Here is a 9,867-nt window from a genome sequence, read left to right as displayed (position 1 = left end):
ACTCGCCAAGCTGGACAAGCAGATCCGGAATATTGTCGATGCTATCGCCGACGGAGCAGCGACGATCTCGCTGAAGGCAAAGTTGCGCGAACTGGAAGTGGAGAAGGCACGGCTGGTCGCCAGTCTCGACTTCCTGCGCGCGTCGACAAAGGTAGTAGAGCTTCGGCCCGCATCAATCGACTCCTATCGTACCAAGATCGAGGAGCTGCAACTCGGGTTGCAATCGAACGACTCGATGCAGATGGCTTGCGAAATCCGCTCCCTGGTGACCTCTATCGAGGTTCATCCTTGCGAGGAACGAGGTCAGGTCGAGCTTTTCGTGAAGGGAGCAATAGCGGATCTTTTGGACCTTCCGAAGAAGAAGCCGCATGCTGTGCTTAGCACTGTAATGGTGGTAGCGGGAGAGGGACTTGAACCCCCGACACGCGGATTATGATTCCGCTGCTCTAACCACCTGAGCTACCCCGCCACAGGCACCGTGAAGCGGTCGTTTCGACCACCCCGGCGTCAGGATGAGCGGCTTATAAGGTGCCGCTCCCGTTGGTGTCAAGCGCCCGATCATCTTTTTGAAGCGCTTTTGCAATCTCGCCCACCGGCGGCCTTTTTCGGCCATCCGGTGCGGCTTTCCCCGGCCCTTGCCCCTCAGGCGGCGACCGGATTGGAAAGCAGCGCCTTCAGCGAGGCCTCGGCCGGAGCCGAACGTTCGGAGCGCTCGATGAAGCCGCCGCCGTAGACGCGGGCGTCGGGGCCGGGGGCCGAATAGAGCACGCAGGCCTGTCCCGGTGCGACGCCGGCTTCGCCGATTTCGAGGTCGACATAGACACCCCTGTCGTCGGCGTGCAGCACCGCCGGGGTCGGCGGGCGGGTCGAGCGGACCTTGGCGAAGCAGGCGAAGCCGTCGGCTGCCTCCTCCTGAAGCGTCCGGTCGCCGAGCCAGTTGATGTCGCGCAGATACACCCGGCGGGTGTCGAGCGCCTCCTTCGGACCGACGATCACGCGCCGCGAGCGGGCGTCGAGATAGACGACGTAGAGCGGCTCGCCGGTCGCGACACCCAGACCCTTCCGCTGTCCGATCGTGTAGTGGAGGATGCCCTCGTGATGGCCAAGCACGCGGCCGTCCATGTGCACGATGTCGCCGCCGAGCGCCGAATCCGGCCTGAGCTTGGTGATGATGTCGGCATACTTGCCCTGCGGCACGAAGCAGATGTCCTGGCTGTCGGCCTTCTTGGCGACGACGAGCCCCATCTCCTCGGCGAGCGCGCGCGTCTCGGCCTTGGAGAGGCCGCCGAGCGGAAAGCGCAGGTAGTCGATCTGCTCCTGCGTCGTCGCGAACAGGAAGTAGCTCTGGTCGCGCTCGCTGTCGACCGGACGGAAGAGCGCCCGATGGCCGGGATCGTTCGGCAGCGGCATCGCCCGCGAGCGGATGTAATGGCCGGTCGCTAGCGCATCGGCGCCGAGTTCCTTGGCGGTCGCGAGCAGGTCGGCGAACTTGACCGTCTGGTTGCAGGCCACACAGGGGATCGGCGTTTCACCGGCGACATAGCTTTCCATGAACGGGTTGATCACCGTGTCGCGAAAACGCTGTTCGTAGTCGAGCACGTAATGGGGAATGCCGAGCGTTTCGCAGACGCGGCGCGCATCGTCGATATCCTGACCGGCGCAGCAGGAGCCGGCGCGGTGGACGGCAGCGCCGTGGTCGTAAAGCTGCAGCGTGATGCCGAGGACGTCATAACCCTCGCGCTTCAGGATGCCGGCGACGACGGAGGAATCCACGCCGCCCGACATGGCGACGACGACGCGCGTATCTTCGGGCCTTTTGTCAAAATCCAGTGTATTCACGGGCGTTCCGCCAGTCTCGAAATCGGTAACGGGTGTCTCTGGCAGGCCTTTGTCGCCTGCCGCCGGGGCGCGCAATCGCGCTCGTTCGGCAAGTCCGGGATCTTAACCCGATCGTCGCAGGGATATAGAAAGGAATGCCCCTGCACGCAAGGGGGCGGTGATTCGCGGGCATTCCGCGACAGCTGTTCGGAGACATGCGACGCGATGAAGCCGGCCCTTTCCCTCGCCGTGACGGAGGAGCGTTTTCCCGTCGCCGGCGCCTTCACCATCTCGCGCGGCTCGCGCACGGAAATCCGTGTCGTCACCGTCGAGCTTTCCGGCGGTACCTTCCGCGGGCGTGGCGAATGCGTGCCCTATGCCCGCTACGGCGAGACGGTGGAGGGCGTCATCGAAGTGATCCGCTCGCTCGAGACCGACCTCCGCCGGGGGCTCGATCGTTCCGCCCTGCAATCGCGCCTGCCGGCGGGGGCCGCACGAAACGGGCTCGACTGCGCCTTCTGGGATCTGGAAGCCAAGCGTGCAGGCCGGCCCGTCTGGCAATGCGCCGGGCTTGCCGCACCTCTGCCCGTCGAGACGGCCTATACGCTCTCGCTCGACGCGCCGCAGAAGATGGCCGAAGCCGCCGCGCGCAATGCCGGCCGGCCGCTCCTCAAGGTGAAGCTCGGGGGCGAGGGCGATCTGGAACGCATCGAGGCGGTGCGGCAGGGCGCGCCGCGGTCGAAGATCATCGTCGACGCCAACGAGGGCTGGACGGTCGAGCAGTATCTCGCGCTCGCACCGACCCTTGTCCGGCTCGGCGTCGCGCTGGTCGAGCAGCCGCTGGCCGCGGGAAAGGACGATGCGCTTGCCGAGATCGAGCGGGTGTTGCCGGTCTGCGCCGACGAGAGCTGCCACGACCGGACCTCGCTTTCGCATCTTGCCGGCAAGTACGACGCGGTGAACATCAAGCTCGACAAGACCGGCGGCCTCACGGAGGCGCTGGCGCTCAGGGATGAGGCGATCCGTCAGGGGTTCGACATCATGGTCGGCTGCATGCTCGGCACCTCGCTCGCCATGGCGCCGGCCTTCCTCGTGGCGCAGGGCGCGCCCTACGTCGATCTCGACGGGCCGCTGCTGCTCGCCGCCGACCGCGACGACCCGATCCGCTACGAGGGCTCGCTGATGCAGGCGCCAGATCCGGCGCTCTGGGGCTGAGGGGCGCGTGCGGGCATCGACGACAAGGAAACGAGGACAGGAACATGGACAGCGACGAATTCCGCATGTGGTCGCGGCGAGTGGCGGACTGGGGCGTCGACTACCGCGAGAGCCTGCGCGAGCGGCCGGTGCGCGCCAGAACGAAGCCCGGCGACATCGCCCGGCAGATCGCCGATTCCGCGCCGGAGACAGGCGAGCCGATGGAGGCGATCTTCGCTGATTTCGAGCGGATCGTCCCGGACGGGCTGACGCACTGGCAGCATCCGCGCTTTTTCGCCTATTTTCCGGCCAATGCGGCGCCGGCCTCCGTCGTTGCCGATTATCTGGTGACGGCGATCGCCGCGCAATGCATGCTCTGGCAGACCTCGCCGGCGGCGACCGAGATGGAGACGCGGGTGGTCGACTGGCTGCGTCAGGCGCTCGGCCTGCCGGCCGGCTTTTCGGGCGTCATTCAGGATTCCGCCTCGACCGCCACGCTTGCCGCCGTCCTGGTGATGCGCGAGCGTGCGCTGAAATGGGCAGGCAATCGCGAGGGATTGTCCGCGCACCCGGCGGTGCGCGTCTACGCCTCGGAGCAGGTCCATACCTCGGTCGACAGGGCAATTTGGATTTCCGGCATTGGCGCGGACAATCTCGTCCGCATCCCGACCAGGGGCGCGCTTTACGGCATGGACCCGGAGGCGCTCGATGCGGCAATCCGCGCCGATCTCGCAAGCGGCCTTCTGCCCGCGGGCGTCGTTGCCTGCACCGGCGGCACCTCGATCGGCGCCTGCGATCCGATCGACCGGGTGGCCGAGGTCGCCCATGCGCACGGCCTCTATGTGCATGTGGATGCGGCCTGGGCCGGCTCGGCGATGATCTGCCCGGAATTCCGCACGCTGTGGCAGGGGATCGGTGAGGCCGATTCCATCGTCTTCAATCCGCATAAGTGGCTCGGCGCCCAGTTCGATTGCTCGGTCCAGTTCCTCAAATACCCCGAGGAGCAGGTCCGCACGCTCGCCATCCATCCGGAATACCTGAAGACGCACGGCCATGACGGCATCATCAACTATTCGGAATGGTCGGTGCCGCTCGGGCGCCGCTTCCGGGCGCTGAAACTCTGGTTCCTCATGCGCCACCACGGCCTCGAAGGCCTGAGAACGATGATCCGCAACCACGTCGCGTGGTCGGTCGCACTCGCCGGCCGGCTCGCGGCCGAGCCGGACTTCGAGATCGTCACGGAGCCGGTGCTGTCGCTCTTTTCCTTCCGCCACAGGGGCGGTAAGGATGCGGACCGGCACAATCTCGCGCTGGTGCAGGCGATCAACGACGACGGCCGCATCTATCTCACGCAGACGCGCGTCGGAGGGGCGATCGCCATCCGCTTCCAGGCCGGACAGTTCGACATGACCCGCGACGACATGGACGTGGCGTTCGCGACGATCACCGATGTTGCCCGCAGTCTGAAATGATGTGCTGCCGCGCACGGTTGCGAGGCGCGGCGCGGTGGGTTCGAAAGGTTCCGGGGCGGTAAGAGAATGGCGGACGAAACGGTTGAGCGGGACAGGGCGAAGGATGGCGGGCAGCAGCGCGTCCGCCTGCGGCATTTCTCCCGTTCGCTGCCGATGTTGCTGCTTCGCGCGCGGGAAGCGATGATGCGGCACTTCCGCAATTCGCTGCGCATGCACGACATTACCGAGCAGCAGTGGCGCATCCTTCGCGCGCTGGTGACGATGCCGGACATCGAGGTGACGGAACTCGCCCGGGCGACGTTCCTGCTCGGGCCGAGCCTGTCGCGCATTCTGAAGGATCTGGAGGCGCGGCAACTCATTGAACGTCGTCAGGACGAGAACGATCTCCGGCGCTCCCGGATCGTCATCAGCAAGACGGGTCTGGCACTCATCGAAAAGGTCTCACCGCAATCCGAAGAGATCTATGCCGAGATCACGCATGCCTTCGGCTCCGAGCGGATGCGCGAGCTGCAAAGGCTTCTCGAGGAGCTCGAGGCCGTCGTGAACGGTCTTGAAGATCGCCGGATTCCCGACGAGAAAGACGAGACGTGAGCCGTCCGCTCCAGCCCCACGGGTGTCCGCACAACAGTTCTCAGCCACACAGGAGTTGACCTTGGCAAAGATGATACACTCGATGATCCGCGTGCTCGACGAGGCGCGGGCGACGGATTTCTACCGTGAGGCGTTCGGGCTCGAAGTCGCCGAAAGGCTCGACTTCGACAGCTTCACGCTCGTCTATCTCAGCAATCCGGAGAGCGAATTCGAGCTCGAACTGACCGTCAACAAGGGCCGCGAGGAGGGCTACGCCCTCGGGGATGGTTACGGTCATCTCGCCGTGTCGGTCGACGATCTCGACGCAGAACACGCGCGCTTCACCGGTCTCGGGCTGAACCCCGGCAAAGTCGTCGAGTTCAACCGCGACGGCGCGCTCTTCGCCCGGTTCTTCTTCGTGACCGATCCGGACGGCTACAAGATCGAGGTCCTGCAGCGTCACGGGCGCTTCAAGTAAGTTGCAGGGACCGGCGCCGGGGCGATGCGTCGCGGCTTCGGTTCCTGCCCTCAGTGCCAGGCCGATCTCAGAGCACGCGCCTTGGCCTTGGTCCGGTCGATCGCATGGCGCAGGCGGTAGGCGTTGCGTGGAGACAGGTGGTGCTGCACGGCCATCGCATGGCCGCGCCAGACGAAGCCATTGCCGAACCATGCGGAAACCCAGAGAACCGGCAGCGCGAGGTCACGCAGCACGAGCGCGAGCGGCGTGTTGCGACCGAGCGGCCAGCCAAAGGCGCGGATGACGAGAAGCTCGCAACCGTACCAGACGGCGGCATAGGCGAGCACGGCCGCGGGCGACCAGAGGCCCGCCATGCTGCCGGCAATCGCGGCGGCGAGCGGAAAGGCGCCGCCGACCAGGATTTCCGGCACGAAAAACAGCGGGAACGATACCCGTCGCAGACGCGCCCAGCGGAGCTGCCGCCGCCAGATGCCCTGCCATGTGCGGCGTCCGAGCGGCTGCGGGAAGGGAATGTCGACGAGGCGGACCGAAAGCCCGGCCTCGCGCACGATCTTGGTGGAGGCTGCGTCCTCGGCGACCTCGTCGGCGAGACGGGCAAATCCGCCGGCGCGGTCGATCAGGCCACGATGGAAGAGCATGGTCTTGCCCTGGGCGAAGCCGAGACCGATTTCGTCGGCGAGCATCTGCCAGCGCGCCTGGAAGCTGTCGAGCCAGGCGGCCTCGATTTCGGCTGCGAAACCGACGGGTTCCGTGCCGGCCGGCGGCGAGCACACCATGCCGGTGTCGGGTTCCCAGCGCGCGAAGAGCTGCGAGAGATAGTCCTTCGGCGCAAGCACGTTGCTGTCGGCGATCACGATCCACGGGTAGCGCGCGGCGTCCCAACCCTTGACGAGGTTGTTGAGCTTCGGATTGATGCTCACCTGGCTGTTGCCGACGAGCAGTGTCGAGGGAACGTCCGGGTGTTCGGCCATAAGCCGCCGGACCAGCGGAACGGCCGGATCATCGGCATCTTCGACGCAGAAGACGACTTCGTAGACCGGCCAGTCGAGAAGAAAGGTCGAGCGCAGCGTCGCTTCGAGATTGTTCTCGATGCCGCAGAAGGGCCGCAGGATGCTGACGGCGGGCCGGGCGGTCTGCGCCGGGTGCGCCTTCGGTCGTGTTCTTGTCTTCCGGCGGTAGATCCAGCCGAGGCTGACGAGGTGGATAAGCAGGGCAGTCGCGCAGAACGTCATGATCAACATGGTCACGATCCTTGTACCATCCGCTGCCTGATACTATCGCCTCATGACAATTCTGCAAAAGGGAATTGCCGTTCTGCGACGAAAGATGGGGACCGGCGCGAATGCCGGGGTCTTGTGCCTGAGAGGCCTGCCGGTCAGGCGCGGCCGGATTTGCCGCGACCAAGGACGGTGACGAGCCGCCAGCCGAGGAGAAGCGCCACGATCCCGGCGGCGAGAAAGCCGCTCGCATCGCCGACGATCTCGGCAATGGCGAGCACGTTGTCGCTGAAGAGGATTCCGAGGCCGACATGCAGGATGACCCACACCGCCTCGCCGGCGACGCCGGCGGCGGTGAAGTGCGCCCAGGAAAAGCCGGTCGCTCCGGTCACCAGGTTCATGTAGGGGCCGAGCGGGCTGAACAGCCAGCGGGTGAGAAAGATGCCGATCGTCGCATGGCGGGCGATCTCCTGCGTCGCACGGTCGAGTGCGGCCTTGCCGGCCGGCTTCCTCGCAATGCGGGTGGTGACTGCCTGGCCTGCGAAGCGCCCGACGAAGTAGCCGATCTGGTCGCCGCCGACGGCCGCGGCAAACGCGGTTACGAAGACCGGGACCAGGCCGAAATCGCCGGCGGCGGCGAAGGAGCCCATCAGCATCATCACCAGAGAGGCGGGAAGCGGTAGCCCGAGGCAGCTCAGGCTCGCCACTGCCGCAAGCAAGGGTAGCCCGTAAACCGGGACGAGAGCGAGGATGGCGTCGCTCATCGAACGGGGCCGCCTTCCCGGAGCCTTGTAATCGCCCGCTCGATTTCGGCGCGGAACTCCTCCGGGCTCATGCCGCGGTCGCGAGCGAGCTGTTCCACCGTCGGGCGCCGGCCGGTGCCGAGCGGCCCAACCCCCAGCGCATCCGCCAGCGCCTCGCGCGGCAAGTCGTAGGAGCGGGCGATATAGCCGATCGTCATCCAGGTCTCGATCGGCTGGTTGCGGTGTTCCGGCGCGTTCCAGTAAACGACGTAGAAGGCGAAGCGTGCGGCAAAGAAAAGCGCAAGCGCCGAAGTCGCGAGGAAGGCGAGAAGCAGCAAGCGGTGTTCGCGCCAGAGGATTGCCGCTCTCTTCATGTCCGGTCGTGCCTCATCCCGTCTGCGAGGATCGCCGCACTTGACTCGGTCCGTCGTCCTCTTTCATTCAAGGGCGAGTTAACCGCAAAAGGCGATGGCCGACAATGAGTGCAGCAGAGGTCAGACTGGAGGAGAGCTGGAAACGGGTCCTCGGGCCGGAGTTTTCCAGTCCTTACATGCAGCAATTGCGGGAATTTCTGGTTGCCGAAAGAGCGAACGGCAAGCGCATCTTCCCGAAGGGCGCGGAGTACTTCCGGGCGCTCGACCTGACGCCGCTCGGCAAGGTGCGGGTGGTGATCCTCGGCCAGGACCCTTACCATGGCGCCGGCCAGGCGCACGGGCTCTGCTTCAGCGTGCAGCCGGGCGTGCGTGTGCCGCCGTCGCTCGTCAACATCTACAAGGAACTGGAAACCGACCTCGGCATACGGCCGGTCCGCCACGGCTTCCTCGAAAACTGGGCGAAACAGGGGGTGCTGCTCTTGAACAGCGTTCTGACCGTCGAGGAGGCCCGCGCCGCCTCGCATCAGGGTCGCGGCTGGGAACGCTTCACCGACGCGGTGATCCGCGCCGTCAACGACGAATGTTCCTCGGTCGTCTTCATGCTCTGGGGCTCCTATGCCCAGAAGAAGGCGGCCTTCGTCGATCGGGAGCGCCATCTGGTGCTGAGGGCGCCGCATCCCTCGCCGCTTTCGGCGCATAACGGCTTCTTCGGCTGCCGGCACTTCTCCAAGGCGAACGAGTTCCTGCGCTCGCGCGGGCTGGCGCCGATCGACTGGCAACTGCCGGCCGATCCCGTGCTGGCGCAATAAACTGCCGCCGGTTGCCCTTTGCGGCGCTTGCGACTACCGCCGGCCTGTTGGATAGTGCGGCCCTGTTGTCCAAGTCCGGGGAGCCCACACATGAGCAATCGCCTGAAATTCTTCATCGATGGCCAGTGGGTCGATCCGGTCCGGCCGGCACTGCTCGACGTCATCGATCCTTCGACCGAAGAGGCGTTCACGCAGATTGCCATCGGATCGGCGGCCGACGTCGACCGGGCGGTAGCGGCGGCAAAGGCGGCGTTCCCGGCCTTTTCGATCTCGTCGCGGGAGGAGCGGCTGGCGCTTCTCGAGCGTATCCTCGCCGCCTACAACGAGCGCATCGACGACATCGCCGAGGCGGCCAGCCGGGAGATGGGCGCGCCGCTTCCCTTCGCCCACGATTCGCAGGCCACCTCCGGTTCGGCGCATCTCGAAACGACCATCGCGGCGTTGAAGACTTTCGCCTTCAGCGAGAAGCGCGGCACGACGATGATCGTGCGCGAGCCGGTCGGTGTCTGTGCCCTCATCACGCCGTGGAACTGGCCGCTCAACCAGATCGCCTGCAAGGTGGCGCCGGCGATCGCCGCCGGCTGCACCATGGTGCTGAAGCCGTCCGAGATCGCGCCGATCACCGGCGTCATTTTCGCCGAAATCATGGAGGCCGCGGGCACGCCGAAGGGCGTCTTCAATCTCGTGCACGGAACCGGTCCGGACGTTGGCCAGCCGATGGCGAGCCACCCGGATGTCGACATGGTTTCCTTCACCGGATCGACCCGCGCCGGTGTCGTTGTCGCCAAGGCTGCGGCCGACACGGTGAAGCGGGTGGCGCAGGAACTCGGCGGAAAGTCCGCCAACATCATCCTGCCGGATGCCGATCTGGAGATTGCAGTGAGCAAGGGCGTCGCCGGCTGTTTCGGCAATTCCGGTCAGTCCTGCAATGCGCCGACGCGGATGCTGGTGCCGGCCGACCGGCATGACGAGGCTCTGGCGATCGCCAAGACGGCGGCAGGTACCTTCGTCGTCGGCGATCCCCGTTCGCCGGATACCCGGCTCGGTCCGGTGGTCAGTGGCATGCAGTTCGACAAGATCCAGCAGCTGATCGAAGCCGGCATTCGCGAGGGGGCGACACTGGTCGCGGGCGGGCCGGGACGGCCGGAGCACCTCAACCGCGGCTACTATGTGCGGCCGACGGTGTTCGGCA

General features: G+C 65.9%; 9 protein-coding genes, 1 tRNA gene and 1 pseudogene. 6 read left to right on the top strand and 5 right to left on the bottom strand.

Features of this window, described 5'->3' with window-relative positions; all coding sequences use genetic code 11:
- Window positions 1-392: 392 nt before the first annotated feature.
- Window positions 393-469: transfer RNA gene (locus NHF53_RS14340), tRNA-Met, on the bottom strand.
- 173 nt (window positions 470-642) lie between these two features.
- Window positions 643-1,839: a tRNA 2-thiouridine(34) synthase MnmA gene (gene mnmA, locus NHF53_RS14335; protein ID WP_252834733.1), complete on the bottom strand. Its 1,197-nt coding sequence runs from the start codon at window positions 1,837-1,839 to the stop codon at window positions 643-645.
- A gap of 204 nt (window positions 1,840-2,043) precedes the next feature.
- Between mnmA and dgcA the strand changes: the two genes are divergently transcribed.
- From dgcA to NHF53_RS14315, 4 genes are all read left to right on the top strand, one after another.
- On the top strand, window positions 2,044-3,033 hold the full coding sequence (dgcA, locus tag NHF53_RS14330; RefSeq protein WP_252834732.1) for an N-acetyl-D-Glu racemase DgcA: 990 nt from the start codon (window positions 2,044-2,046) through the stop codon (window positions 3,031-3,033).
- 44 nt (window positions 3,034-3,077) lie between these two features.
- Window positions 3,078-4,484 carry a pyridoxal-dependent decarboxylase gene (locus tag NHF53_RS14325; RefSeq protein WP_252834731.1) on the top strand — a complete coding sequence of 469 codons (1,407 nt, stop codon included), beginning with the start codon at window positions 3,078-3,080 and terminating at the stop codon, window positions 4,482-4,484.
- Between the two features lie 66 nt (window positions 4,485-4,550).
- A complete protein-coding gene (hpaR, locus tag NHF53_RS14320; RefSeq protein WP_252834730.1) occupies window positions 4,551-5,075 on the top strand; it encodes a homoprotocatechuate degradation operon regulator HpaR in 525 nt (174 codons plus the stop codon).
- A 61-nt stretch (window positions 5,076-5,136) separates the two neighbouring features.
- Complete coding sequence (locus NHF53_RS14315; protein WP_252834729.1) at window positions 5,137-5,532, top strand: VOC family protein; 396 nt, start codon at window positions 5,137-5,139, stop codon at window positions 5,530-5,532.
- 50 nt (window positions 5,533-5,582) lie between these two features.
- Here the strand turns inward: NHF53_RS14315 and NHF53_RS14310 are convergent, their stop codons facing one another.
- The 3 genes from NHF53_RS14310 to NHF53_RS14300 all read right to left on the bottom strand — a co-directional run bounded on the left by NHF53_RS14310 (window position 5,583) and on the right by NHF53_RS14300 (window position 7,866).
- On the bottom strand, window positions 5,583-6,773 hold the full coding sequence (locus tag NHF53_RS14310; RefSeq protein ID WP_252834728.1) for a ceramide glucosyltransferase: 1,191 nt from the start codon (window positions 6,771-6,773) through the stop codon (window positions 5,583-5,585).
- Between the two features lie 134 nt (window positions 6,774-6,907).
- The gene (locus NHF53_RS14305; protein ID WP_252834727.1) at window positions 6,908-7,513 is read right to left on the bottom strand and encodes a DedA family protein; all 606 of its coding nucleotides are present in this window, start codon (window positions 7,511-7,513) and stop codon (window positions 6,908-6,910) included.
- Window positions 7,510-7,866 carry a hypothetical protein gene (locus tag NHF53_RS14300; protein WP_252834726.1) on the bottom strand — a complete coding sequence of 119 codons (357 nt, stop codon included), beginning with the start codon at window positions 7,864-7,866 and terminating at the stop codon, window positions 7,510-7,512. The genes NHF53_RS14305 and NHF53_RS14300 overlap by 4 nt, the downstream gene beginning before the upstream one ends.
- 104 nt (window positions 7,867-7,970) lie before the next feature.
- On the opposite strand from NHF53_RS14300, the gene ung reads away from it, so the two are divergent.
- Window positions 7,971-8,675, top strand: coding sequence for a uracil-DNA glycosylase (ung, locus tag NHF53_RS14295; protein ID WP_252834725.1), 705 nt, complete (start codon window positions 7,971-7,973; stop codon window positions 8,673-8,675).
- A gap of 90 nt (window positions 8,676-8,765) precedes the next feature.
- Window positions 8,766-9,867, top strand: a pseudogene (locus NHF53_RS14290) (aldehyde dehydrogenase family protein); the annotation flags it as partial.

The organism is Ciceribacter sp. RN22, assembly GCF_024054295.1.
GTDB lineage: Bacteria > Pseudomonadota > Alphaproteobacteria > Rhizobiales > Rhizobiaceae > Allorhizobium > Allorhizobium lividum.
This window is presented reverse-complemented; position numbering and strand designations above follow the sequence as displayed.